Origin of the sequence: Streptococcus oralis (assembly GCF_022749195.1) — a bacterium.
In the GTDB taxonomy this organism is placed as follows: Bacteria; Bacillota; Bacilli; order Lactobacillales; family Streptococcaceae; genus Streptococcus; species Streptococcus oralis_CI.
In genome coordinates, this window is sequence record NZ_CP094226.1 from 1,212,563 (window position 1) to 1,239,062 (window position 26,500).

Annotated in this window: 27 protein-coding genes, 2 tRNA genes and 1 other RNA gene; 4 read left to right on the plus strand and 26 right to left on the minus strand. The window is 42.2% G+C overall.

What is annotated here, in order from left to right; translation table 11 throughout:
- From MP387_RS05940 to MP387_RS05980, 9 genes are all read right to left on the minus strand, one after another.
- Positions 1–906 (minus strand): DMT family transporter, encoded by a 906-nt coding sequence (locus tag MP387_RS05940; RefSeq protein ID WP_242745765.1) that lies wholly within the window; start codon positions 904–906, stop codon positions 1–3.
- Between the two features lie 8 nt (positions 907–914).
- On the minus strand, positions 915–1,850 hold the full coding sequence (locus tag MP387_RS05945) for a serine hydrolase domain-containing protein (RefSeq protein WP_242745766.1): 936 nt from the start codon (positions 1,848–1,850) through the stop codon (positions 915–917).
- Positions 1,847–2,572, minus strand: coding sequence for a CppA family protein (locus MP387_RS05950; RefSeq protein WP_242745767.1), 726 nt, complete (start codon positions 2,570–2,572; stop codon positions 1,847–1,849). The genes MP387_RS05945 and MP387_RS05950 overlap by 4 nt, the downstream gene beginning before the upstream one ends.
- Before the next feature lie 110 nt (positions 2,573–2,682).
- The gene (gene gla, locus MP387_RS05955) at positions 2,683–3,588 is read right to left on the minus strand and encodes an aquaglyceroporin Gla (RefSeq protein WP_000348114.1); all 906 of its coding nucleotides are present in this window, start codon (positions 3,586–3,588) and stop codon (positions 2,683–2,685) included.
- 157 nt (positions 3,589–3,745) lie between these two features.
- Positions 3,746–4,912, minus strand: coding sequence for an ATP-grasp domain-containing protein (locus MP387_RS05960; RefSeq protein ID WP_242745768.1), 1,167 nt, complete (start codon positions 4,910–4,912; stop codon positions 3,746–3,748).
- A 12-nt stretch (positions 4,913–4,924) separates the two neighbouring features.
- Complete coding sequence (locus MP387_RS05965; protein ID WP_000546816.1) at positions 4,925–5,665, minus strand: esterase family protein; 741 nt, start codon at positions 5,663–5,665, stop codon at positions 4,925–4,927.
- Between the two features lie 20 nt (positions 5,666–5,685).
- Entirely contained in the window at positions 5,686–6,510 is an 825-nt protein-coding gene (locus MP387_RS05970) for an alpha/beta hydrolase (protein ID WP_001016816.1), read from the minus strand.
- A 136-nt stretch (positions 6,511–6,646) separates the two neighbouring features.
- Entirely contained in the window at positions 6,647–7,861 is a 1,215-nt protein-coding gene (thiI, locus tag MP387_RS05975; protein ID WP_198459797.1) for a tRNA uracil 4-sulfurtransferase ThiI, read from the minus strand.
- A gap of 8 nt (positions 7,862–7,869) precedes the next feature.
- The gene (locus tag MP387_RS05980; RefSeq protein WP_242745769.1) at positions 7,870–9,012 is read right to left on the minus strand and encodes a cysteine desulfurase family protein; all 1,143 of its coding nucleotides are present in this window, start codon (positions 9,010–9,012) and stop codon (positions 7,870–7,872) included.
- Between the two features lie 137 nt (positions 9,013–9,149).
- On the opposite strand from MP387_RS05980, the gene MP387_RS05985 reads away from it, so the two are divergent.
- The gene (locus tag MP387_RS05985) at positions 9,150–9,575 is read left to right on the plus strand and encodes a DUF6556 family protein (RefSeq protein ID WP_242745770.1); all 426 of its coding nucleotides are present in this window, start codon (positions 9,150–9,152) and stop codon (positions 9,573–9,575) included.
- A gap of 44 nt (positions 9,576–9,619) precedes the next feature.
- On the opposite strand, the gene MP387_RS05990 is transcribed toward MP387_RS05985, so the two are convergent.
- From MP387_RS05990 to MP387_RS06005, 4 genes are all read right to left on the minus strand, one after another.
- A complete protein-coding gene (locus MP387_RS05990) occupies positions 9,620–11,926 on the minus strand; it encodes a DNA translocase FtsK (protein ID WP_278191885.1) in 2,307 nt (768 codons plus the stop codon).
- Positions 11,927–12,012: 86 nt separating this feature from the next.
- Positions 12,013–13,965: a PTS fructose transporter subunit IIABC gene (locus MP387_RS05995; protein WP_242745772.1), complete on the minus strand. Its 1,953-nt coding sequence runs from the start codon at positions 13,963–13,965 to the stop codon at positions 12,013–12,015.
- On the minus strand, positions 13,962–14,873 hold the full coding sequence (pfkB, locus tag MP387_RS06000; protein WP_242745773.1) for a 1-phosphofructokinase: 912 nt from the start codon (positions 14,871–14,873) through the stop codon (positions 13,962–13,964). Before pfkB ends, MP387_RS05995 begins: the two co-directional genes overlap by 4 nt.
- Positions 14,870–15,610, minus strand: coding sequence for a DeoR/GlpR family DNA-binding transcription regulator (locus tag MP387_RS06005; protein ID WP_242745774.1), 741 nt, complete (start codon positions 15,608–15,610; stop codon positions 14,870–14,872). Before MP387_RS06005 ends, pfkB begins: the two co-directional genes overlap by 4 nt.
- Positions 15,611–15,771: 161 nt before the next feature.
- Between MP387_RS06005 and MP387_RS06010 the strand changes: the two genes are divergently transcribed.
- Positions 15,772–15,859 (plus strand) — tRNA-Ser (locus tag MP387_RS06010).
- Positions 15,860–16,028: 169 nt separating this feature from the next.
- On the opposite strand, the gene MP387_RS06015 is transcribed toward MP387_RS06010, so the two are convergent.
- The 6 genes from MP387_RS06015 to MP387_RS06040 all read right to left on the minus strand — a co-directional run bounded on the left by MP387_RS06015 (position 16,029) and on the right by MP387_RS06040 (position 20,440).
- Entirely contained in the window at positions 16,029–16,988 is a 960-nt protein-coding gene (locus MP387_RS06015) for a hypothetical protein (protein ID WP_242745775.1), read from the minus strand.
- A 79-nt stretch (positions 16,989–17,067) separates the two neighbouring features.
- Positions 17,068–17,155, minus strand: a tRNA-Ser gene (locus MP387_RS06020).
- Positions 17,156–17,226: 71 nt separating this feature from the next.
- Positions 17,227–17,574: a transfer-messenger RNA gene (gene ssrA / locus MP387_RS06025) on the minus strand.
- 58 nt (positions 17,575–17,632) lie between these two features.
- A complete protein-coding gene (locus tag MP387_RS06030; protein WP_242745776.1) occupies positions 17,633–18,268 on the minus strand; it encodes an SGNH/GDSL hydrolase family protein in 636 nt (211 codons plus the stop codon).
- Between the two features lies 1 nt (position 18,269).
- Positions 18,270–19,097 (minus strand): HAD family hydrolase, encoded by an 828-nt coding sequence (locus MP387_RS06035; RefSeq protein ID WP_242745777.1) that lies wholly within the window; start codon positions 19,095–19,097, stop codon positions 18,270–18,272.
- Positions 19,098–19,120: 23 nt separating this feature from the next.
- Positions 19,121–20,440: a CapA family protein gene (locus MP387_RS06040; RefSeq protein WP_242745778.1), complete on the minus strand. Its 1,320-nt coding sequence runs from the start codon at positions 20,438–20,440 to the stop codon at positions 19,121–19,123.
- Positions 20,441–20,596: 156 nt separating this feature from the next.
- On the opposite strand from MP387_RS06040, the gene def reads away from it, so the two are divergent.
- Both def and rlmB read left to right on the plus strand, forming a co-directional pair.
- Entirely contained in the window at positions 20,597–21,208 is a 612-nt protein-coding gene (gene def, locus MP387_RS06045) for a peptide deformylase (protein WP_042767740.1), read from the plus strand.
- A 44-nt stretch (positions 21,209–21,252) separates the two neighbouring features.
- Positions 21,253–21,981 (plus strand): 23S rRNA (guanosine(2251)-2'-O)-methyltransferase RlmB, encoded by a 729-nt coding sequence (rlmB, locus tag MP387_RS06050; RefSeq protein ID WP_242745779.1) that lies wholly within the window; start codon positions 21,253–21,255, stop codon positions 21,979–21,981.
- 35 nt (positions 21,982–22,016) lie between these two features.
- On the opposite strand, the gene trxB is transcribed toward rlmB, so the two are convergent.
- The 7 genes from trxB to MP387_RS06085 form a co-directional block, all read right to left on the minus strand.
- Positions 22,017–22,928, minus strand: coding sequence for a thioredoxin-disulfide reductase (gene trxB / locus MP387_RS06055; protein ID WP_242745780.1), 912 nt, complete (start codon positions 22,926–22,928; stop codon positions 22,017–22,019).
- A gap of 65 nt (positions 22,929–22,993) precedes the next feature.
- Positions 22,994–23,218 (minus strand): DUF4059 family protein, encoded by a 225-nt coding sequence (locus tag MP387_RS06060; RefSeq protein ID WP_000926603.1) that lies wholly within the window; start codon positions 23,216–23,218, stop codon positions 22,994–22,996.
- A 77-nt stretch (positions 23,219–23,295) separates the two neighbouring features.
- Positions 23,296–24,039 carry an amino acid ABC transporter ATP-binding protein gene (locus MP387_RS06065; protein WP_242745781.1) on the minus strand — a complete coding sequence of 248 codons (744 nt, stop codon included), beginning with the start codon at positions 24,037–24,039 and terminating at the stop codon, positions 23,296–23,298.
- A complete protein-coding gene (locus tag MP387_RS06070) occupies positions 24,039–24,839 on the minus strand; it encodes an amino acid ABC transporter permease (protein WP_000219165.1) in 801 nt (266 codons plus the stop codon). The genes MP387_RS06065 and MP387_RS06070 overlap by 1 nt, the downstream gene beginning before the upstream one ends.
- A gap of 156 nt (positions 24,840–24,995) precedes the next feature.
- Positions 24,996–25,352 carry an arsenate reductase family protein gene (locus MP387_RS06075; RefSeq protein ID WP_007521452.1) on the minus strand — a complete coding sequence of 119 codons (357 nt, stop codon included), beginning with the start codon at positions 25,350–25,352 and terminating at the stop codon, positions 24,996–24,998.
- Positions 25,353–25,364: 12 nt separating this feature from the next.
- Positions 25,365–25,880 (minus strand): methylated-DNA--[protein]-cysteine S-methyltransferase, encoded by a 516-nt coding sequence (locus MP387_RS06080; protein ID WP_242745782.1) that lies wholly within the window; start codon positions 25,878–25,880, stop codon positions 25,365–25,367.
- Positions 25,877–26,371, minus strand: coding sequence for a GNAT family N-acetyltransferase (locus MP387_RS06085; protein WP_242745783.1), 495 nt, complete (start codon positions 26,369–26,371; stop codon positions 25,877–25,879). The genes MP387_RS06080 and MP387_RS06085 overlap by 4 nt, the downstream gene beginning before the upstream one ends.
- Between the last annotated feature and the right edge of the window lie 129 nt (positions 26,372–26,500).

Consider the following 26,500-nt stretch of genomic DNA (forward strand, 5'->3'; position numbering starts at 1 on the left):
TTACTTACTCTTTATTTCCAACAGTAAATCTTTCAATGAAATAATGGTCACGGCTAGTAAAATCATGGCCATACCGACAAAATCAATCGCATAAAACTGTTCCTTCATAATCAGAAAGGCAAAGAAAACGGCAGAAATTGGTTCTATGGAAGCTAATAAACTAGACTTAACAGGGCCTATCAGACTGGCTCCTTTTAGGAAAGCTGTATAGGCAAAAACCGTTCCGATGATGATAATCCCAGCAAATGCAAAGAGAAAATCTAAGCTGGTTGGTATGCTGACTTGCAAAACTCCTGTGAAGGGAATAGCCACTACACCAGAAATAACCATACCGACACCAATCACCAAAATACTGCCCCACTTCTTAATCAAAGTAATAGGAAGGATGATATAGAGGGCATAGGTCAAGGCCGAAAAGAGGCCCCAGAACAGACCTAGGGGTGTGACAGACAACTGGTCAACTTTACCGTGCGTCGCAATCAGAAAGGTGCCTCCTATAGCCAATCCAATCGAAAAAATCTCAGCCAGAGTAGGCGCCACCTTGTCCTTCATACAAGTATAAACTAAAATCCCAACGGGGCATACATACTGGAGAACTGTCGCCGTTCCAGCATTGGTTTCCTGAATGGCAGAAAGATAGGCAAACTGGTTTAAGAAAAGCCCGAACAAGGCAAATAACAGCAGAGATAAAAGGCTTTTTCTGTCCTTTAAAAAAGAAAGGAGTTTATCCTTTGAAGTCGCATAGGATAAGACTACCAGTGCCAGACCTGCAATGATAAGTCGTAAATTGATCAAGACTAAAGCAGAAATCCCGTGTGCCATCAGGTATTGACCACTGGTTCCAGACAAGCCCCAAGCAATCCCTGCCACTACTGTATACAGAGTTCCTTTTACAGTTTTTGACATGCTTCCCCCTACTCTTCTTGACGAATCATTTCCATGACTTGGTTTCGGTCAACTATCCACTGGGCACGCTCATCCTTTTCATACGTTCTATTGGATAAAAAGATAGCAGCTTCTTGCTTCTCCCGATTCCACATAATGAAGGTACCTGTATAACCCGTATGGTCGAGCCAAGCTCCCTCCAGGTTCCATGATAGAGACCGCTCCTTATCATCTAAGGGAGAAAAATTTCGGCTCAATTCTGCAGCAAAATCATCTTTCAAGTAATGTTCCAGGAAGATCTGCAGATCCTTAACAGTCGAAAACAAACCAGCACTTCCTGCGTGTTTCCCTAATAGACGGGCTTTGGGATCGTGAATGTTTCCAGCCTCCATTCCTCTCACTGTTGGGACAGCTTGCTCAACGGGGCCAAACTTGGTTTCCTTCATCCCCCATGCTTCCAAAACTTGTTTTTTTATAATCTGATCCAAGTCTTGGTTAAAGATTTTTTCCAAAAGAAAGCCCAAGAGTAAAAAGTGAACGTCCGAGTATAGGAAGGCCGGCTGATTTCGTCTATTGAGGTGAAACATAGCTTCTTTTAATTCAGGGGCAGTCAAGAGGTCCCGATTGAGAATAAAGGGGTCTAAATCTGTAGCATGGGTCAAAAGTTGCCGTATAGTGATATCAAGATAATCACACTCCGGTAAAAAATCCGTCACCGGTCGATCAATATCTAATTTGCCCTGCTGCCACAAGAAGATAAGAACCGTCCCCACTCCAACGACCTTACTCACACTAGCCAGATCATAAACCAAACCGCTATCCGTCTTTAAGCCCAGTTCTGGATCACTCAATCCCAGATAAGACTCTTTCCATTCTCCATCCTTATAATACGCAAAAGAGGCCCCGGGATAGACCCCTGCCTCGATTTGATTTTCTATTTTTCTTAGAATTTTTTCCCACTTCATGCTTCTTCAAACCACAATTCAATGTTATTGGTATCTTTACCAAGGAAGAATTTTTCAGACTTAGGGACAAAGTAGCCTGTCTTTTCAAATTTCTGACGAAGACTGGTTAGATCAAAATTCTTGACTAAAAATTTTAACATCGTCAGGTCCCAAGTGACATTGTTTTCAACAGCCAAATCTGCTCCTTGACCTTTAGTAAAGATAATTGCTGGCGCTACTCCTTCAGGATCAAGTAAACTCTCTGCCCCTTCAGGTAAACGTAACTCCATAGAAACCTCAAATTGGCTCAAGTATTTTATACTTGTATTTGAATAAAATTCAGGAACAGTTTCCAGTGGAACCAGATCTCTTACATCATTTTCCGCATGAACAAGAATCACATCCTCTTCAGGTGAAACAATCTCAAAAGCATAGCCACGGTTACCTTTAAATAAGCGAGGAAGAGACTTCATCTGAGAAAGAAGGCTCTCAATTTCCGAAGGATTCTCAACTTTTACATTGAGTCTAGCTAACTTCTTAAGTCCTTCAACTCTGCGTGTTCGCATGCTCGGAGCCTCTTCTAAAATCAATCTCTCCGTAGCTGTCTGATCACCTAGAGAAATAAAGGCAGACTCTTCCAGCAAAGGTTTCATCCCCAAGGTTTCAATGTAAAATCTTTCATTTAATTTTCGATTATTAACTTTCAAAGTCGGAACGATCCGAACAATCTCATTCACATTCATAAATTCCTCCAACTCTTTTATTTTAAAGGATTTTCGAATATTTTACAAGCCATATCTATTTTATTTAGAAATTTTATAACAAAAAAACTGGGATTCCCCAGTTTCATTTCTTATAGGTAAAGTAGTTTGAATAGTGCTACTGCCGCAATACCCGCTGCAATTGGAGCTACAACCGGAACCCATGCATACCACCATTTTGAATCACCCTTGTGTTGACCAAGAACTGATTTTGGAAGGAGTTCGTGAAGAAGACGTGGTCCAAAGTCACGAGCTGGGTTCAAACCAGGTCCAGTAGGTCCACCAAGTGAAGTTACCAAGGCCATCACTAGGAAACCAAGTGCCAAGTGCGCAATTCCAAGACCTGGTGCCAAAAATGGAGCGGCTTGGTTTTTTGCTTGCTCAAGCGCTGCTGTTACTTGTTCTTGAGGGATGGTTGTTCCTTGCGCTGCTGCTTGAGCTACTTGGTCATTAATTGTCGCCTGAGCTTTCGCTACTAATTCAGCACCAAAGAAGTTTTTAGTCAAACCAAGTGCTGCAAAGAAAAGAACAAATGAACCTACAAACTCATTGAGGAAACCGTTAACAGTAGCTGCAAAACGTGATTCTTTTGTACCGTGGTCGATGCTTGAAATCGTTGAGAAGGTACCCAAGATATTGTTTGGATTTTCTGTCTTCAAGTAGTAAGGACGGTGAGTCGCTACAACCAAAGCTTGACCAAAGATTGCTCCCAAAACTTGTGCTAGGATGTAATATGGTACTTGCTCCCAAGAGAAAAGTCCACTAACAGCAAGTCCAAGAGTGAAAGCTGGGTTGATGTGGTTACCAGATACATTACCAAACATCAAAGCTGGGATCATAACCCCCATACCATAACCAACCGCGATAACGAGCCAGCCACTTTGGTGACCTTTCGTACCTTTAAGTTCAACGTTAGCAACTGCACCATTACCAAGAATGATCAAAATAGCAGTTCCCAAGAATTCTGTGGCATATTTAATAGCCCATGTAAAATCCATTTGATAGATTCTCCTTAAATTTTTTTAGACAATCCTTATTCTATCAATTTTTAAACCTTTTAGCAATATCTTTTCTAAAAGAATCTATGGAAAACGCTTTATTTAACTTATCTTTAAGAAAAGGACAAAAGGAGTCAAACTCCTTTCATCCTAATCGTTATTCTTGACGTTGACCAAAGTCTACAATCATCTGCTCCATCTCTTGGCGACTTGGAGTGGTCAACATATAAAGGTAATCCCCTTGTAGCTCTGCAAAGGCTGCTGGCATGATTTTTTTGATCTTGAATTGCTGACTGTATTTAGCAAGAAGGTCTTCTTCTGAATAGACATAGTTGGCATTTGCACGACGCGATGTAGCTAGACAGTATTGAGGTTCAAATTCTGATTCTGGGAACTCTTCTCCTGCGACAATCGCCGCATAGCCTCGGTAGAGGTCCAAGGAATGGGCAAAGTTATAAACATCAATGGTAAAGCCACCTGCAGGACGGTTATTGTACTCAATGGCAATGTAGTCGTCCCCGTCACGGAAAAACTCGATATGGAAAAAGCGCTCTTTCATACCAAATTCCTTGACTATGGCCTCACCATACTTGCGCAGTTTGGGATCCATATCCTTAAGCACATAGTAGGAATTGTCCATCTTATAAATCATGAGATCAAGTGGTGTATGGGCATAATCGAAAGTCGTTGAAAAGACGATGTTGCCATCCTTGTCCACAAGTCCGTCAAAGGTACAAATTTCGCTAGAAGTGACAAATTTTTCAAAGAAATAAACGGTTGAATGGTCCCATTCTTGCTTGAAGTGATGGATATCGTCTTCTGTCTCAAGCTTAAAGGTTGCTGCCGCTCCCACTCCATTATCAGGTTTGGCAATCATTGGTAGACCGATTTCTTTCACTACTTTATCCACATCTGCTTCCGTCTGGATAACAGCACCAGGAACCACAGGGACGCCTGCTTTTTTGAAAAGTTTCTTCATCTCAGACTTAAACTTGGTCTTTTTGAGATCCTCTAGTTTGGCTCCAAAGACATTGAATTGCTCTCTGAGTGTTGCGTCCAGCTCAAGCCAGTATTCATTGTGGGACTCGATGCGGTCGATTGGGCCATGCTTGTAGAAAAGAAAAGCTACTGCACGTTTGACTTCGTCTATGTTCTCAAGATTGTCCACACGGAAATACTCGGTCAGGCTATTGCGCAAAGGTTCATCTAGTTGTTCGTAAGGTTCTTGACCAATCCCCAAAACGGTGATGCCTTTATTGGCTAACTCGATGGTAAACTGTTGGAAGTTTTGCGGATAGTAGGGAGAAATAACAAGGTAATTCATAGGCAACTCCTTTTATAGATACAGGTGTCCAAGAAAATAGGGCATTTGTTTGCGCCACCATTCCCAGTCGTGGGCGACATCGTGTCCCCATTCAGCAAACCAGGCTGGAATTTGTTTCTGGTCAAAGGCTTCTTTGAGCTTGTAGAAGGATGGCAGACCGTCTTGTTCCCAGGCACCAAGGCCCGTACAAACGACAATCTCCGCCTGACGGTAACGATCAATAAACCAGCCATCGTTTTGATTCCAGATATAATCTACAGGCGAGTTTTGGTAAATAGCATCGTCATTGTAGTAATCGCCAACAAAGAAACGTGCGTCATAAACACCACTGAGGGCAATCACCTTGGTAAAGACATCTGGATGCTGAAGAAAGAAATTAAGTGCATGATAGGCCCCCATCGAGCAACCTGTCGTCATCATGCCATCAAACCAACCTGTTTTATGCTTGATAAAAGGAATGGCCTCCTCAATCACATAGCGTTCGTAGGCACGATGCATCTCCGCCTGATCATGACCATTTTTCCAAGTGGCCAACCAACTCTCACTGTCCACACTGGATAGCGTAAAGAACTGGACGCGGCCCTCCTCGATAAAGGAAGCACAGGCATCAATCATGCCAAAATCATAGTATTCATTGTGACTGCCACCAGATGAAGCAAAAACAACAACTGGAATCCCAGCATGTCCATAACGATTGAGGTACATTTCACGGTTGAGATTGCCACTCCAGTGGCTGAGGTTTTCAATATGCATTGGCTTTCTCCTTTCCTAACTTACCATTTCTCTGCAAAAAATCGAAGACAGTCTGGTAAATTTTCCGACCATGGAATCTCACTATGGATGGCTCCAGACTGAACTTTCAAGACCAGATTATCCAAGCCTACTCCACCTGCAATCAAATCACGGTAATAGCGAAGCGACGAATCGATATAGGCTTGCTTGATATTGCCAGCCATTAGGGTCTTGTCCGTATCGTCTGCTTCTTCTGTTCCTACATAGATGAAAATGCGCTGTTCAGGCGACAATTTCTTACGCTCGATATAGCGGTTAAAGGCTTCTTGGTGAAGCCAGTTGGCAGATGAGAAGACACCTAGACAACCAATTCGGTCTTGGTACTCTAGTCCGATAAACTGGGTAATATTGCCTCCTAGTGACGAACCAATCATAGCCGTATGCTGGCGATCAGCTTTGGTACGATAGGTTTCATCGATAAAAGGCTTGACCACCTCCATGACAAACTCGGCATACTCCACACCCTTACCGCCAAACTGCTGGCCTGGGATAGGAGATTCTTGAAACTTCCAAGCCGCATACTCATTCATCCTCCCCATACCATCATTATCTATGGCAACGACAATCATGCGACTGATATCAGGATTCCGCTTAATGGCTGGAATAATCTTCCAAGAGTGTCCGATATAAGACTCCTTGCTGTAAAAGACATTTTGCCCATCATGAAAGTATACAACTGGATAAAAACGGTCTGTGTCTTTCTCGTAGTCCTTAGGCAGAAGAACACGCACACGACGCTCTTTCCCCGTATAAGGAACCTTGAGTTTGTGTTCTTTCATTTTTAAATAAAAGTAGGAATGATTCATTGTCAGAAAACTCTCTATATTCAAAATTTTATCTTATTATACCATAAAAATAGAAAAAAAGTCAGTTAATGTCCATTTTAAGGATAAATAACTAACTTTTTTCATTTGTTTTTCTGAATTCTTCTGGATTTTCTGATTAGAGGAGATTGTCAATTAACTCATCGACAGTATCTTTTTCAACCTGGGGAGTGATTTCAGTAATCATAATCCCAGCCACTGCTCGCTCAACCAAGCCTTCAACATCCATGCGTTTTTCATACTGCTCTGCATTCTCTATCTTAGGATTGGTCTTAGGACGGTCAGGCGCAAAAATAGTACAGCAGTCTTCAAACGGCTGGATAGAAATGTCAAAGGTATCGATTTCCTGCGCGATGTCAATGATTTCCAACTTGTCCATCGTAACCACGGGACGAATGACTGGAGTGCTAGTCACAGCGTTAATAGTCTGCATGCTTTCCAAGGTCTGGCTCGCTACTTGACCAAGACTTTCCCCATTAATGATAACTAAACCATTTCGTACCTCACGGATACGGTCGGTAATCCGCATCATAAAACGGCGGGTCAAGGTCATGAGGTAGGCTTCTGGCGCTTTAGCCTTGATTTCTTCTTGAATCTCTGTGAAAGGCACCTCGATAAACTGGATATTCCCACCAAACTTGGTCAATTTTCGAGTCAAATCGTGTGCTTTCTTGAGGGCACCAGGACTAGTATATGGCGGGCTGGCAAAGTGAACCGCCTCAATATCTACCCCACGTTTAAGAGCTAGATAACCTGCTACAGGTGAGTCAATCCCTCCTGACAACATGAGCATACCTTTACCAGAACTTCCCACAGGTAATCCTCCTGCTCCACGAAAGGTTTCATAGGAAAGATAGGCAGCCTCTTCACGAATCTCAACCTGAAGATTAATATCTGGATTTTTCATCTGAGCTTGCACGTTTGGAATGGCCTCGAAAACAGCTCCACCAAGAGTTTGATTCAGTTCACGACTATCCAATTCAAAGTTGTGGTCACTTCGCTTACTAGTGATTTTAAAGGTCATGCCCTCCTTGTAAATAGCTTTCATAATCTCTTGGACAGCAGACTTCAGAACGTCCACTGACTTTTCAACCTTATACACAGGAGAAAAATTTTGAATTCCAAAGACTTGTTTGAGCGATTCTGCAACTGCTGTGTAATCTGCTCCATTGAGGTAAGCGTGGGCACGGTCGCGATCGGCGGTTACCTTAACTTGAGGATAGATAGACAAAACGTCTGAAATATTATTACGAAGTTTATTGATGAAACGCATACGATTTTTGTGCTTGGTTGACAATTCTCCGTAACGAATCATAATTTCTGAATACTGCATAAATGCTCCTATCTTACTTTTCTAGTTTGATTGTAAATTAATTTTAGCTTGGTCAAAAACTGCTCGACTTGACTCATATCATTTTCCAAGTCTAGGCTTAGGCGAACAGCTGACTGGGTCTTATCCTTGTCCACTCCCATGGCAATCAAGGTCCCTGCGGGTTTTCCTGCCTTGGACGAACAAGCAGAGGTTGTCGAAATGAAAATGTCATAGTCTTCAAAAGCGTGAACAATGACTTCACCACGAACACCTTTAATCCCAAAAGTCAGGATATGAGGGGCAAAGTCTGCCTCATCTGAAAAGACAAAAATATCTGGATAATCCAGAAGTGCTTGACGAATGACTGCCTTCATTTGCCCTGTCTTACTAGCAAAGATAGCTAACTTTTCCATAGATAAACGGAGAGCTTTGGCTGTCGCTGCAATCCCTGCCACATTTTCAGTTGTCGAACGATAATCACGTTCTTGGGCACCACCTGTTAAAAGAGGCGTAATCTTCTTGCCAGACTTGATATAGACAAAACCAACACCACGAACTCCGTGGAACTTGTGACTAGAGAAGGTCGCGAAATCCACTCGTTCTGTCAGATACTTTTCGGTCGGAATCTTGGCAAGCGCCTGAACCGCATCAACGTGGAAGGAAATGGTCGGCTTGTCTGCTAACAGTTCCGAAATAGCTTGAATAGGTTGAATAGAGCCAATTTCATTGTTCACAGCCATGACGGAGACGAGGGTCGTATCAGGACGTATCAAACCTGCTAACGCCTCAACATCCACAAACCCTTTCTCATCAACTGGAGCAAAATCTATCTCAAAACCTTGACTTTTCAGCCAGAGGGCTGACTCTTTGACTGCTGGATGTTCAATGGCTGATACAATGATGTGCTTGCCAAACTGGGCTTTTTCAAATGCCACACCCTTGATGACCCAGTTATCTCCTTCTGTACCACCAGAAGTAAAGAAGATTTCATCACTTTTCTTCCCAATCAAATCTGCAATTTGCTGCCGGGAAGCATCTAAAATTCGTGTTGCCTGATCTCCCAAACGATGGAGACTGGATGGATTTCCTACAATTTTTGAAGCGACCTGCATATAAGTTTCAAGTGCTTCAGGATAAGGCTTGGTTGTCGCCGAATTATCAAAGTAGATCATGTTTTCTCACGCTTTCTAAAATCACTCCTTCTATTGTATCACGAAAAGAGACCTGCGACAAGAAAGGGAGGTTTCTCTTTTTTTAAGATTTTTTTAAAGAAATGAGGTATAATAAATCATAATTAAAGGAGAGTATCATGTCTAACTATCGTAGAACTTCAAAACCAAAAACAGAACACATCAAAAAGGGATTTACTGTCTTTCAAAAAACGATTGCTACAATCGGTAGTATCCTTGGCCTCATCACCGCTACTATTACCATCATGAACGCTATGGATAATAACAAAAACAACAAGAAAGAACCGACGACAACTCAAACAACTGTTGTCAAGGAAATTCAAAAAGAAGCCCCTCAGGAAAATACTACTCCTAATAGGGACAACACTTCTACTAAAGAAAATACCACGCAAGAAGAAACTTCTCAATCCAATAAAAAAGAGGAGAAAAAAGAAGATCAGAAAACAACAACTCAGGACTCTTCTACACCAGCTACAAATAAAGAAACAAGCGATAATGGAACACAGTCAAATACGACGAGTTCTGAAACTAAAACGAACCAGTAATCAAAAAAATAACTTCTTTCCAAACTTGGAAAGAAGCTATTTTTTTATTGTTGCAATACTTTTCGTGGTTTGGTTCCTTCAGCTGGACCGATAACACCTGCCATTTCGAGTTCTTCCATCAGGCGGGTCGCACGGTTAAATCCAACCGACAAACGACGCTGAATCATCGAAGCGCTAGCTTTCTGGGTTTCGATAACCAAAGCCTTAGCTTCTTCAAAAAGCGGATCGCCACCAGCTTCACCATCAGAAAAATCTCCTTCATTTTCAGGAACATCTCCTGGGTCAAAGCTGTCATCGTAGTCCGCATCTGCCTGAGCCTTGATGAAGTTTACGATGCGTTCAACATCATCATCTGAGATAAAGGATCCTTGTAGACGGACTGGGTGATTTTCATCAATTGGTTTAAAGAGCATATCTCCTCGACCGAGCAGTTTTTCAGCTCCATTTTCATCCAAGATGGTGCGTGAATCTGTTCCCGATGAAACTGCAAAAGCCACACGAGATGGGACATTGGCCTTGATAAGACCAGAGATGACATCAACCGATGGGCGCTGTGTTGCGAGAATCATGTGAATCCCTGCGGCACGCGCCTTCTGTCCAAGACGAATGATGGCATCTTCCACTTCCTTGCTAGCCACCATCATGAGGTCTGCCAACTCATCTACAATGACAACAATCAAAGGCAGGGGTACTTGTTTGTACTCAGATTGGCTATTATATTCCTCGACCTTGGCATTGTAACCAGCGATATTTCGCACACCAACCTTAGCGAAGAGTTCATAACGGTTTTCCATCTCATCCACAACCTTTTGCAGGGCCTTGCTGGCCTTGCGTGGATTTGTCACAACTGGAATCAAAAGGTGAGGAATGTCATTGTAAACAGATAACTCAACCATCTTTGGATCGACCATCATAAACTTGACCTGGTCGGGGCTTGCTTTCATCAGAATGCTCGCGATAATACCGTTAACTGCGACTGACTTCCCTGATCCCGTCGAACCTGCAACCAGTAGGTGGGGCATCTTGGAAAGGTCAAAGGTGCGAGCCGTTCCATTGACCGCCTTCCCTAGAGGAATTTCGAGGAGATTTTCTGGTTTAGTCTGAGACTGTTCCCAGAGTTCACGGAAGGAAACAGTCGCAATCTCAGAGTTAGGAACCTCAATTCCGACTAAGGATTTACCAGGGATTGGAGCCTCTATCCGAACATCCTTAGCTGCTAGAGCTAGCGCTAAGTCGTCTGCTAGATTGGAAATGCGGTTAACCCGTACCCCAACGGCTGGCTTGACTTCATACTTGGTAACTGATGGTCCAATTTCAGCCCGTTCTACCGTCACCTTGATTCCAAAGCTGGCAAAGGTTTCTTCTAGGATTTTGATATTTTCCCGAACAATCTTCTTTTCCTTGGATTGGTCTTTGGGTTTATCTGGCGCAAAGAGTTGCAAGCTTGGCAGTTTGTATTCGAGAGCTTCTTTGGTAGAAAAATCAACCTGCACCTCTTCATCCTCAAAGTCTTCTTCCACATCTGGAACGTCAAAATCAGTTTGAGGGAGGATAATCTCCGGTTCGATCCATTCTTCCTCAGGAATTGGGTGGAAATCGTAGTCTGGTACCTCTGATAAGATTTCTCCTGTTTCAGGATCTACAGGAGGAAGCGGCAGCGCATCCTGCTCTTCTAGTTCTCTCTGAATTCTTTCGGCTTCTTCAGCTTCTTGACGAGCCTTCTCTTCTTCTCTCTTGATAAAGCGTTCCTGTTTTCTCTGTTCCTGTTTTTCCATGAAGGATCTGAACTGAGCTCCAATAAAGGCTGCGACATCATAAATAGACCAAGGACTAACCAAGAGTGCCCCAACTAGAATCAAGAGAACTCCAATAAAGTACGATCCGATATTGGAGAAAAGAAAGGATATGGGGATATAGAGTCCAACACCAAGCAGGCCTCCACCAGCAAAGCTAGTCACCCGCATACCAGTCAGGTCCGTCATAACTTGAGACAAGGTCCCTTTTAGAACTGACTGCTCCAAGCCAAATTTCCATACCAAGTAGGCCTCAAAAATCAAGAGTAAGCCAGCAAAGATACAGAGAAATCCTGACAGAAGCCCTTCCTGCTTGCGGATCCATTTAAAAAGAAAAAGATAGATGAGGAGGCCGCCTATGGCCACATAGGCCAAACTTCCGACCACCAGTCGAATGAGATTGTAAAGCGTGACACCTGCTGCACCGAGTTTAAGGGCTGCAATAATCAACAATAAGGCAATTCCTAAGGAAATCAACATCCTCTGAATAGCCTGTTTTCTTTCAAGTTCTGCTTTAGACGGTCTCCGTCTTGTTTTTGTAGTATTCTTGTTTGCCATTCTTTTATTATACCATATTTCACAGCCATTTCGAATAGAGAAAAAGATTGCACCAAATGGTAACAATCTTTCTATTCTAATCCATTTTATGCTTGTGGCTTGCGTAGGTAACCATAAACCACACCACTTACGATTGCACCAACCAAGACAAAGGCAAGGTAGAGAAGGGCATTTGAAGTAAGAGCGATGACGAAGATTCCTCCGTGTGGCGCCATGAGTTTGATTCCTGCAAGACCAACGAGTCCGCCCGCTACTGCTGAACCAAGGATGAAGCTTGGAATCGCACGAGCTGGGTCAGCGGCACCAAATGGAATCGCTCCCTCAGTGATAAATGACAAGCCCATGATGATGTTTGTCAAACCAGAGTTGCGTTCTTCTTTGGTAAATTTATTTTTGAAAAGAAGGGTTGCGACAAAGATAGCAAGTGGTGGAACCATTCCGCCAGCCATAACTGCTGCCATTGCTACAGAACCACCTGAGGAAACAGTCGCTGCAAGCGTACCTGTTCCAAAGACATAAGCTGCTTTATTGACAGGTCCACCCATGTCGACAGCCATCATACCACCAAGAACGATACCGAGAAGGACAGCTGAACCTCCTCCAAGACCGCCAAGGAAGTCATTCATAGCAGTGTTGATTGCTGCCATTGGGATGTTAACAGCTAGCATAACAAATCCAGTCAAGATTGTTCCAAAAAGTGGCAAGAGAAGGATTGATTTAGCACCTTCAAGTGAACGAGGAACTTTAACGTATTTCTTGATAGCAAGAACCAAGGCTCCTGCGATAAATCCACCAACAAGGGCACCTAGGAAACCAGATGAAACACCTGCAAGAGTTGAAGTTGCTTCACCACCTGCAGCATAAGGAATTTTACCAAAGGCAAAACCTTCTTTGGCAATAGCACCAGCCACAAAACCAGCTACCAAACCAGGTTTTTCAGCGATAGAGTAGGCTACGTATCCTGCAAAAACTGGAAGCATCAAGCCAAAGGCTGCTCCACCAATTTTCATGAACATAGAAGCTAGTTCATGGTAGGATCCGAGATTGCCAAGACTATCTTGTGGCACACCAAAAGCTCCGTCGATTAAGAAGGCGAGGGCAATCATGATACCACCACCGATAACGAATGGCAACATTTGAGATACACCACTCATCAAGTGTTTGTAGAAAGCACCACCGATACTTTGTTTTTCATTAGATGCTGTTGCAGCTTTTGCTCCATTAGCAGCACGATAAACTTCAGCATCTCCTGAAAGAGCTAAGTTAATCAATTCTTCTGTCTTACGGATACCGTCTGCAACTGGACGGTTAACCAAAGGTTTACCATCAAAACGATCCATTTCTACTGCCTTATCCGCTGCGATGATAACAGCTTTAGCCTTACGGATATCCTCTGCAGTCAATTGGTTCCCAACACCGCTAGCTCCGTTTGTTTCAACCTTGATCCCAACACCCATTTCAGCAGCCACTTTTTGAAGGGCTTCTTGGGCCATGTAAGTGTGGGCAATACCTGTCGTACAAGCTGTAACAGCTACGATAAAGTCTCCAGAGTCATTAGCAGGTACTTGAACAGGCTCCTCAACTTTTTCTGAAGCTTGGTCAAAGAGTTCGATAACTTGATCAGCTGATGTTACTTGACGAAGTTTGTCAGCAAAACCGTCTTTCATCAAGTATTGAGATAATTCTGCCAAGGCTGCCAAGTGAGTATCATTGGCACCTTCTGGAGCTGCAATCATGAAGAAGAGGTCTGTTGGTTGCCCATCCAAGCTTTCGTAGTCAACACCCTTGTTTGACTTAGCAAAGAGAACCGTTGCTTCTTTGACAGCAGAGTTCTTGCTGTGAGGCATAGCAATTCCGTCACCCAAACCAGTGGAAGTTAGAGCTTCACGCGCTAAGATTCCTTCTTTAAAGGTTTCAAAATCCGTCACATAACCGTGATCTACCAAACTTTTAATCATCTCTTCGATGACAGCTGTCTTTTCTGTTGCCTGTAAATCCAGCAACATGACATCTTTTCTCAATAGGTCTTGAATTTTCATCGTTTTTCTACCTCAACTTTTTCATATGTTTCTTTAATAAATTCCGCTGTTGCCAAGTCATCCGAGAAGGTAGTTGCTGTTCCACAAGCTACTCCCCATTTGAAGGCTTCTACTGCATCTTTAGATTTGACAAATTCACCTGTAAATCCAGCAACCATAGAGTCACCAGCTCCCACTGAATTTTTCACTGTTCCCTTGATTGGTTTAGCGAAGTAAGCTCCCTCAGATGCGACAAGAAGGGCACCGTCTCCAGCCATAGAGATGATGACGTTTTGTGCACCTTTAGCTAGTAACTGACGAGCATAGTTCTCGATTTCATCTAAATTTTCGAGTTTCACTCCAAAGATAGCTCCAAGTTCGTGATTGTTTGGTTTAATCAAAAGTGGCTGGTAGTCTAAACTATCAATCAAGGTCTGTCCTTCAAAATCACAAACGACTTGCGCACCAGTCTGACGTGTTAATGCAATCAAATCCTTATAGATAACATTGCCTAGGTTCTTAGCACTCGAACCCGCAAACACCACCGTATCTTCTGCTGTCAAACTAGACAAAATAGCTTTCAATTCTTCTAGCTGAGCCGGTTCCACATTTGGACCCGTTCCATTGATTTCTGTTTCTTGGTCTGCTTTAATCTTGACATTGATACGAGTATCTTCAGCTACTTGGACAAAACGCGTTTCGATTTCCTCTTCTGCCAAAGTATCTGTGATAAATTTACCAGTAAAACCTCCGATAAATCCAGTCGCTGTATTTGGAATACCCAAGCGTTTCAAAACTCGACTGACATTGATTCCTTTCCCACCAGCAAACTTATCATCACTGTCCATACGATTGACACTGCCGACTTGAACTTGGTCCAAGCGCACGATATAGTCTATGGATGGATTAAGTGTGACTGTATAAATCATACTTCTATTACCTCCGTTTTCTTCTTAATAGCCTGCAAGAGCTCATGCCCTTGACTTGTGATGACAATAGCGCGTTTAAGTGGTGCTACCTTGGCAAAGCAAGTTTGACCAATCTTTGACGAATCAACCAAGACATAGGTTTGTTTGGCATTCTCTAAAATAGCACGCTTAACGGCTCCCTCCTCCATATCTGGAGTCGTATAATAACCATCGTCGATACCATTCATCCCGATAAAGGCACGGTCAAAGTGCAATTGATTGATTTGGTTAAGAGCAACGCCCCCGATACATGCATCTGTTGCCATCTTGACACTTCCTCCAACCATGACAGTTGGAATTTGTTTTTCAACCAACTGAACCGCATGGTGAATGGAGTTGGTAACAACTGTGATATTCTTATTAACCAATTCCTTGATTAAAAAAGCAGTTGTCGTTCCAGCATCAATAAAGATAACATCTTGTTCCTTAATAAGAGAGGCTGCTTTTTGAGCCAGTAGCTTCTTCTCTTGAAGGTTTTTGACAGATTTTTCTTGGATGGTTTCTTCTTCCTGCAAGGAGTGGGGTAATTCTGCTCCACCATGCACACGGCGAAGCTTGTTTTCTGCCTCCAACTCATCCAAATCTCTTCGTACCGTTGATTCTGATGTTTCTAATAGACTAACCAATTTTTCTAGGGAAACTACATGATGTTTATTTAACTCCTCTAAAATCAGTTGCTTCCGCTCAGTTTTTAACACCAAATCACCTCCTGTTATCGTTTACACTATTCATTCTAACACATTTTCTATCAAAGTCAAGCAAATTTTGTCATTTTCTGTCAAATTCTATCATTTTTCTTATTTCCAAAATTTTTATTGCAAGATAAGTAGCTTTATGGTAGACTATTTGAGTAAGTATTGGAAGATTACTCAAGAGGCTTAAGAGGCCGTGTTGGAAACGCGGTAGGCGTGTAACAGCGTGCGTGGGTTCGAATCCCATGTCTTCCGTAGAATAAAGAAAAACTGCACCTTAATGCAGTTTTTTTATCGTTCTAAGAACAATATCTAGAAATGAAAAGCTGAGTTACTCTAACTATCACACCACATTTTTGTATCCTAATTCATAAAAAAACAAGTAGTTTATTAAGACTACTTGTTTTTCTTCTAAATCTTGTGATTAGATATTACTTTTATCTTTTTTATCTGAAGATTTGTCTGTTGATTTATCAGTGGATTTGTCTGAAGATTTATCAGAAGACTTGTCTGTAGATTTGCTCTTAGACTTTGTAGAGTTCTTACGATCAATCTTATCATATCCCTCAGTAGTATCCATTAACTCAGTTGATAAAGTACGATAATCTTCTTGAGAAATAAGCCAATTTCCATCCTTATCCTTGGTTAGTTTGATTTCTGTATCAAAATCTCCAGTAGTAAGAGGTGTAAGAGCAGCTTCAGCATCTACATCACTGTAAGTAGCAAAATCTTTTCTGAAGAGGTGTTCGTAAATCCAATATGTCACCAAAGTTTGGTAACGCTTAATATCAACATTTGATCCAGCTTGATTGTATTTACCTAGGTTATCGATACCCCCAATGAGAATCGTTAGAACTTCTCTGACTGATGAAGTCAACCCTTTAGAATGCAATTTTTTAGAGTTAAAAGTTACAGTTGCAGTATTGCCAGATTCATCAACCTTCACATCCTTAACAGTGTAAGAACCGATATCTTGGATTAACTTGCGTTTCATCTTCAAGAAACCTGAAATGGTTTCTTCTGGTGTTTCTACAGGAAAATCTTTATGCCATTGTACTGAGTAGGTAGACGCAGGTGAAAGACCTTCTTCTTTGATTTTTTCACTTGTTTGAACTGCAAATATGGCTTCAGTCCATTTTTCATAAGTGTCGCCATAAATTTTCTTAAATCGACTAGAGTCGCTAGTAAGAACTGAGTCTAAGAGAATTTCAGCATCTTTTGTAACTTTTTCTTTAACTTCTGCTGCTTCATCTTTCTTCTCAACTTGTTCCGTATTCTCCTTGTTATCAGAAGAAGCTTCAGATGACTGATTAGAAAATACAGAACATGCACCCAAGACAACTGTTGAAAGTGCTAAGATACTTAGTAACTTGATCTTTTTCATGTTTCACCTCTTTATGAAAATTTACTCTTGGAGACCACCTCCAAGTTGATTGGTTTAGAAAAACACTGGGTTTATCTAACGGAGAATGGGGGATTCGAACCCCCGCGCCAGTTACCCGACCTAACGATTTAGCAAACCGTCCTCTTCAGCCTCTTGAGTAATTCTCCACTAACATACTAGAATAAATAGGATACAACGAAGGATACAATTTGGAAAAAATCTACTGTATACCTGTTCATAATGGAGCCGGTGGGAGTCGAACCCACGTCCAAACACCTGCCAACATATTTGTCTACAACCATAGGTTATGTATTGTTTTAACAGTCCCTCGACACATAACTCAAGTCTAGGAATTGCGAGTCTATTAATCTCTTATCAAACCACTAGACAAGGCTTGATCGTATCTCGCTAATCATAAGACCTGTCATTGAACACGAGTAATCCAAATTAGGTCACGCCTGCTGGTTTTTAAGCAGCTAGAGCGTAAGAAGTGTTATTTTTTGCAGTTATATTTAACTGAGCGTTTACGTCGCCACACGGGTTGCAAAATATGCCTCATAATGCCTGTCGAATCCGTAACGACCCCAGGATGTTAGAACTATTATAACCTATCTTCAAAAAAAATGCAAAATCAAGCCGTTTCTTTAGAAAAGACACCCTTTTAAGGCTTCTGATAAGGCTTGATAACCGGATACACTTAGATGGAGGCCATCCGTTGTATAGGCTGATTGAAGTTGCCCTTCTGTATCTGTCAAACTATCATAAATCGGCACAAAATCTACCTGCATATAGGCAGATGCTAGAGCCTCATAGGCTTGATTCCATTCTCTGATCTTTTCATTGGTTCGGATATAAACTGTCTGCTTGTGCTCTTCGCCTTCATTGACTGGCAAAATGGAAAGGAGCTTTATTTGTGACAGCGGATATTCTCGGGCAATTGATTGGATCACACGCTCAAGATTATCCAAGGCTTCATTCATGGGAATATTTTTTCCAATATCATTTGTCCCAATTAAGAGAACAATTTGATCGACAGCATCACCATAAAGATGGGCATCCAAATTCTCTAATAACAATCTCGTCTGATAGCCTCGTATGCCACGATTAACAATCGTCTTGGCAACCCCAAACAACTCTTGAAGAGGGTAATATTCCACTATCGAATCACCAATAAAGATGATATCTGGCTCTAGAACAGATACTTGATTCAATTCACGATACTTGGTTTGAATTTTTTCCTGCTCCTTTAAGAGCCAATTCTCTAATAACTGTACTGCCACCCTATCCCTCTTTCTCTAACCAATTCTCTAGAACTTGATACACACCCGCCTGGCTGTTTGCTGGTGCCAGGGCAGTCGCAACTGCCTTGACATTATCATCTGCATTTTCCATAGCATAGGCAATTCCAGCCAGCTCTAACATTTCGACATCATTTTCACTATCACCAAAAGCCATGATTTGTTCAGATTTCAAATTCCAGCGCTTGAGTAATTCTTCCAATCCCCAAGCCTTGTGAACACCAGCTTGCAGGATATCAATACAGCCATAACCGCTAGAAACAGCCCTTACATGACCATCAAAGAGATTATTGATTTCCTGCAAAACTGAACTAGAACGTTCTTCACCAACAACCATGCTCATCTTTAACACTCCACCGAAGAGGTCAGCTTGCAAGTCTTCCACAAAATTCATTCGTTGATAGAATTTTTCAATCATCTCTGGTGTCATAAATTTTTCTAGGTCTGTAAACACAGTCCCTTTCTTGACAAAACCACCCTTCATACCTGTTACAACAAACTGATCTCGGCACTCTCTCCCTTTAAAATGAAGGAGAGCCTTGTCAACCGTAGCATCATCCCAAATCTGCGCTTGAATCAGTTCATTGTTTTCAAAAATACGCGCCCCATTGGCAACTACTAGAACTACTCTACTCGCCAAGTGCTCCAGTAATTGCCTCATACGGTGAACTTCATTCCCTGTCGCAATGACAAAACGGATACCTCGTTCATCTAATTGGTCTAAAATCTTTTCTAAACGTGGCAAGTCCAGTTGCCCTCTTGGATCCAGCAAAGTTCCATCCATATCCGTTGCAATCAATTTAATCGTCATCTCATCTCCTTTAGGGCGAGTACCTACCACTTCAACCCTACATGTTCATTCATTTCTTTATAGGCCGTGTCAATTCGTTCCTTAGTCGCCTCGTCCAACTTGTCACGGTGACTGCCTCCCTCGATGAAGTCCTCTAGGATATAGGTCTGATAGAGGAAAAGCGGATAGCCTTCTGGAGAGTAAGTCCCTTTGGGTGTTCGATTGACCCAAGTAGGATGCGCTTTGGCAGCTTCAATCCTTGTCTTTCCATCTTTTTTCTTAATGGTCACATCCATGAGAACACCGCGCTCCGTCCACTTGGCATTTTCCTCATCTTGCATGGTTTCAATGCGTTGATTTGAGAGGAAATTCCCCATGGAGTAGATGATCAGTTTTTTGTCCCCATCTTTTTCAACTGTTTCAGCAGGTTCAACGACGTGAGGGTGCCCTCCAAAGATAATATCGGCTCCCCAGTCAATCATCTTGTGGTACAGTGTTTTCTGTTCTTCCGTTGGTTCTAGCTGGTACTCAATTCCCATCTGAGGCATGATGACAGTAATATCCGCCTCCTTCTCTGCACACTCGATTTCTGCCTTCATCTTATCTTCATTCAAATCAGAAAGATAGCGATTATAGTCCTCTTGAGAGATATACTGCTCAATGCCATTAAAACCGTAAGAATAGGCCAGGAGAGCTACCTTGATACCATTGACTTCCTTGATGACTATAGGTGCTTGGTCTCGGGATTCATGTGTGTAGACTCCGATGGGTGTCATTCCAGCCTTTTCAATAGCTTGAGCCGTTGAAACAACTCCCTCTATCTGTGAATCCAAGATGTGATTATGAGCCAAGTCTAGAACTTGGTAGCCTGCATCCTTGATCGCATCCATGACTTCCCCTGGTGCATTAAAGAGAGGATAACCTGCCAAGTAGTGGTCCTTGTTCACCGTTCCTTCAAAGTCACCAATCACCAAATCCGCTTGTTTGAGCCAGGGTTTTACATACTCAAAATTTTCATGGAAATCATAGGTCCCATCTTCTTTAAGAGCTGTTCGGTAGATAGGGATATGATAAAGAAGGTCACCATTTGCCATGATACGTGCCGTTGTTTCACCAGACTGATCTTCCTTGGATTGACCAGATGTACTAGCAGAATCAAGACTTTGGCTACCAGGGCTTGTTCCCTTACTACCTTGTACTGCTCGAACTAATAAGTTTCCCCCCATGGATAAGGCAACTGCAAGCAATAACACAATAATAAACTGGGCATTGGTCCAGGATTTATAATTCCGAAAGAAACCAATACTTCTCTCTAACAATCCATCAATAGGTCCATGAGACCGTCTATCTTGTCGCTTTTCCATCTTTATTCCCCCCTTGCTTTTTGGTGCAAGTCTTTTCTTTTATTATACCACAGACAAAAGGGTATTACAGTTTGTTATATTATTTTTTAGCAACTTCTGCGACTTTCTTTCTGACCTATTTTGTGTTATCATGTAGAGGTAATGAAAGGAGAGAAAATGTCTGCAATAGAACGTATTACAAAAGCTGCTCACTTAATTGATATGAACGATATTATCCGCGAGGGGAATCCAACTCTTCGCGCAGTTGCTGAGGAAGTCACTTTCCCACTGTCTGACCAGGAAATCATCCTTGGCGAAAAGATGATGCAATTCCTCAAACATTCCCAAGATCCTGTTATGGCTGAGAAAATGGGGCTCCGCGGTGGTGTTGGGCTGGCTGCTCCCCAACTCGATATTTCAAAACGCATTATTGCCGTCTTGGTCCCAAATATTGTGGAAGAAGGTGAAACTCCACAGGAAGCCTACGACTTGCAAGCTATTATGTACAATCCAAAAATCGTCTCCCACTCTGTTCAGGACGCTGCTCTTGGCGAAGGAGAAGGTTGCCTGTCTGTTGACCGAAACGTACCTGGCTATGTAGTCCGCCATGCTCGAGTTACTGTTGACTACTTTGACAAAGATGGCGAAAAACACCGTATCAAGCTCAAAGGATACAACTCTATCGTTGTCCAACATGAAATTGATCACCTAAACGGAATCATGTTTTACGATCGTATCAATGAGAAAGATCCATTTGCTGTTAAAGATGGTTTACTGATTCTGGAATAAAGAAAATCCCGTTGCAAGACGGGGTTTTGTGTTATAATAGAGGCATGAAAACAAATGATATTATCTATGGCGTCCACGCCGTCACAGAAGCCCTCCTTGCAAACACTGGAAATAAACTCTACCTCCAAGAAGATCTAAGGGGTAAGAATGTTGAGAAAGTCAAGGAACTAGCTACAGAAAAGAGGGTATCCATTTCTTGGACTTCAAAAAAATCCCTCTCCGAAATGACCGAAGGCGCTGTCCATCAAGGATTTGTCCTTCGAGTTTCCGAATTTGCCTATAGTGAGCTAGATCACATTCTTGCCAAAACGCGTCAAGAAGAAAACCCTTTGCTATTGATTCTGGACGGGTTAACTGATCCTCATAATCTAGGTTCTATCTTAAGAACCGCTGACGCGACCAATGTTTCAGGTGTCATCATTCCCAAGCACCGAGCTGTCGGTGTAACTCCAGTCGTTGCCAAAACGGCTACTGGTGCTATTGAGCATGTACCGATTGCCCGAGTGACCAACCTCAGTCAAACCCTAGACAAACTCAAGGATGAAGGCTTCTGGACCTTTGGAACGGATATGAACGGTACCCCTTGCCACAAGTGGAATACAAAAGGGAAAATCGCCCTCATCATCGGAAATGAAGGAAAAGGTATCTCCAGCAACATCAAAAAACAGGTCGATGAGATGATTACTATTCCCATGAATGGGCATGTTCAAAGTCTCAATGCCAGTGTTGCTGCAGCCATTCTAATGTACGAAGTTTTCCGAAACCGACTATAAAAAAGTTTCCAATCAAGTGATTGGAAACTTTTTTCTTAACTATGTTCTGTAATAAATTTGTAAGCTTCTTGACCAGCGATAGCCCCATCTCCAACTGCTGTTGTCACTTGGCGAAGGTCTTTCTGGCGAACATCTCCAACTGCAAAGATACCGTCAACGGCAGTTTTCATGTGATTATCTGTCACAATCCAGCCTGCCTGGTCTTGAATATTCAATTCTTTAACAAAATCGCTAACAGGATCCAAACCGACATAGATAAAAACACCACCGAAGGCTTGCTCTGTCACTTGACCCGTTTTTACATTTTCCAATACGACAGATTCTACTCGGTTTTCACCTTTGATTTCCTTGACAACAGAATCCCAGATAAAGTTTACTTTCTCATTTGCAAAAGCACGGTCTTGCAAAACCTTTTGGGCACGAAGTTCATCTCGACGGTGAACAATAGTGACGGACTTGGCAAAGCGAGTCAAGAAGAGAGCTTCTTCTACCGCTGAATCTCCACCACCAACTACGAGCAAGTCTTGATCACGGAAGAAAGCTCCATCACAGACCGCACAGTAAGAAACACCTCGACTGTTCAGTTCTTCTTCTCCGGGAACTCCCAAAAGACGGTGTTTTGACCCAGTTGCTACAATGACAGTACGGGTTTCGTAAACTTGATCATCAGTGATTACCTTTTTATAGTCACCCTTGTCTTCAATATTTTCAACATAGCCATAAAGATGCTCCACTCCAAGTTTTTCAAGTGGTTCAAACATCTTTTCAGCCAATTCAGGTCCACTAATGTTGGCATAACCTGGATAGTTTTCAATATCAGATGTGTTATTCATTTGCCCGCCTGGCAGACCACCTTCTATCAAAGCCACTTTCAGATTGCTTCGAGCAGCATATAAGGCAGCGGTCATTCCCGCAGGTCCAGCACCGATAATAATCGTATCGTACATTTTGATTCCTTCTTTCTTGTTGTAACTATCTTTATTCTAACTCATTCTTGCTAGTCACGCAAGAATTATGCCTTGAAAACCAAGAGCAAACTCATGACGGCAAAGGATAACACCGGAACGACCAAAACTCCAATCATAATCATATCATAGAGATGAGCTTGGCGAGCTTTGGCTGTCTTGTCCACACCAGACATGGCTCTCAATCCAATCCAAATCCCCAGAAAAATCACGACAAGGATGGTCGTTAAGATCAAACTCTCGAAATATAAAGAAAACAGTTGCAGCAGCATGATCTCTCTCGTTTCTATCTTTTTTAAAGAGTAAACTCAGCTAGTCCAACTAACTGAGTTTTCCTTTTTCTATTATATCAAATATAAGTCCGTTTGTAACTAGCAAAGAATTCTTTTGTCCGTTCTTCTTTCGGATGATTGATGATTTCATCCGGTGTGCCGGACTCGATGATTTTCCCTTTATCTAGGAACAAAATCTTATCTGCCACTTGGGCTACAAAAGACATATCGTGACTAACCAAGATCATGGTCTGACCAGACTTAGCGGCATCTGCAATAGACTTTTCCACTTCACCGACCAATTCTGGGTCAAGAGCTGATGTTGGTTCGTCCAAGAGCAAGACATCTGGTTTCATAGCAAGCGCACGCGCGAGGGCAACCCGTTGCTTTTGTCCACCTGATAAGTGGCGAGGATAATGGTTTTCACGGTCAGAAAGACCAACCTTGGCCAACTCCTCCTTGGCGATTTTTGTTGCTTCATCGTCGGATAATTTTTTAACAACAACCAAACCTTCCTTGACATTGTCAAGAGCTGTTCGGCGTTCAAACAAATTAAACTGTTGGAAAACCATAGATAACTTGCGACGAAGGGTTAGGATCTCTTCTTGGCTAATCTGAGAAAAATCAACTTTAAAATTGTCAATCTGAATCGTTCCACTATCTGGAGTTTCAAGGTAATTCAAACTACGAAGAAAGGTTGATTTCCCAGCTCCAGATGAACCAATCAAAGCCACTACCTCACCTTTTTGGATATCCAAGTTCAGATGATTCAAGACTGTCTGTCCTGAAAAGGATTTGCTTAAATTCGAAATCTTAATCATTAACGAAGGTCTCCTTTCACATCTGTTTGTACTGTATCCGGCGCTGAAATAGCCATTTTTCTCTCGATGAAACGGCCGAGGCTTTCAATTCCGATATTGACTACCCAATAAACAAGGGCTACAGAGATGAAACGTTCAAAATAGCGATAATCAGCTCCACCTAAAATCTGAGCTTGGGCAAAGACCTCCACAACACCTGCGCTAAAGGCTAGAGAAGTTCCCTTGGTCAAACCGATAAGGGAGTTAATCAAAGTCGGTGTCGCAACTACCGCCGCATTTGGAATAATCACGCGACGATAAACTTGCGCTCGCGTCATACCCAAACTGCGTGCCGCCTCAATTTCACCTGGATTAACAGAAAGGATGGCCGCACGAATCGTTTCACTTGCATAAGCCGCCTCATTAAAAGCAAAGGCCACAATCGCAAAAAGCGCTGCTGGAATCGCATTGATATTGAGACCAGTTCCCCATTGTTGGTTGATAGCTTTCAGTGCCAAAGGAATTCCGTAGTAGGTCAACATAAGTTGGACTAGGATTGGGGTACCTTTTAAGAAGCTGACGAAAAAGGCCTGCAAAGGATATAAAATCTTAACACGATTGATCTTAACAATGGCAAAAATCAGGGCAAGCAGCAAACCAAAGAGTGCACCTCCAAGCGTCAACATCAAGGTTGTAGGCAATTGTTGGACAATCCTTGGAATTCCATCAAAGACCGAACGCAAACTAAAGAGCTTACCATCCGGAATGAGTTGCATCAAACTTTGGTACCAATCTGATGCTAAAAATGTTGTAACAGTCATAAAAACATCCTCTCCTGATAATGATTCATTCTATCATACTTCTGCTCGCAAGCAAATTATTTGCTACGGGCTGCTCAGACTTTGTCTATCTTCTAGTTTATCACACTTTAAAACAGGGAGGCTATATATTTTACCTATCAAGGAGATAAATAAAAACTATCTCAAACCTAAGTCCTCATAGGTTTTTCTATAGCCGATTTGTTTAACAGCACCATTCTCCACCAAAATTGGACGTTTCAATAACATACCATCACTCGCTAGAAGCTTGGCTGCTTCTTGTTTTGACAAACTTCCCACCTTATCTTTCAAGCCCAGTTCACGATATTTGATCCCGCTGGTATTGAAAAATTGTTTCACTTCAAAACCGGAAGTTTCCAACCAGTTTAAAATCACGTCTTCACTTGGTGTTTCTTCTACGATGTGGACATCTTGGTATTCCAGTCCAAGTTGATCTAATTCATTTTTTGCCTTCTTACAAGTTGAACACTTTGGGTATTCGATAAATTCTAACATCTTCTTTTCTTTCTATTTTTTATTTTCTTGAAATGCTACACCTTCATGTTGCAAGAGCCAGGCTTTCTTTTCGACTCCAGATGCATAGCCTGTCAAACGATTGCCTGACCCCAGCACACGATGACAGGGTACGAGGATGGACCAAGGATTACGTCCCACTGCTCCGCCAATCGCTTGGGCAGAAGCTACTTGCAAGTCTTTCGCTATTTGTCCATAAGTCACTGTTTGACCATAAGGAATGGCCTGTAAGTAAGTCCAGACTCGCTTTTCAAAATCTGTTCCAATAGGAGCCAAAGGTAAGTCAGATAGATCCTGAACACTGCCTTCGAAATAGGTATCTAAATAGGAAATTACTTGCTCTAATACAGGATGGCTAGCAACTTCTTCTATCGTTTCATCCCCTAGTCCCCTCTCAAAATGAGTTTGGTCCTGTACCCAAATTCCATACAGATATTGCTTGTCAGCAACTAAGGATAAGGTTCCAATTGGCGACGGATAGAGCATTTTTGCGTACTTATTCTGCTTCATTTTTTTAATTTCTGATAGGCCAAACGTTCCCCATCAACTGGAACCTTACCGACCCGTTGGAAGCCTAGCTTTTCAAAAATATGCTGCATGGTCTTGTTTTGTGCATGCGTATCTGAACGAAAATCTAGATAATCAAAACCTTCAATCAAGCCTTCTAGGAAAGTCTGAGCAACTCCCTGCCCTTGGACATCTGCTGCCACAGCGATACGGTGAAAGATCAGATATTCTGATTCTCCCCCCTGCCAACTTCCTTCATAAATGGCTTCATAGGCTTTCTCTGGGCTCTTGGTCACAGCAGCATAGGCTAACAGTTCTCCCTCTTCCAATGCCACATAAGCTTGACCAGAGATGATATCATCAATAATGATGTCGGCATTTGGATAGCCATTTTGCCACTGGTCACTACCAGACTCAGCTAAGCACTTTTTAGCATCCTCCATCACCTGCATAATCGCATCTACTTCGTTTGGAAAAGCTAAACGAATCTCCATCTTTTCCCCTCATTTCTAACTATTTTCTCTCATCATAGCATAATTTAAAGCTTTCTACAAGCAGTTGAAACTTGACTTTTGTTTTTTATTATTTTATAATCTAGTTATAAAAACTAGATAAAAAGGAGT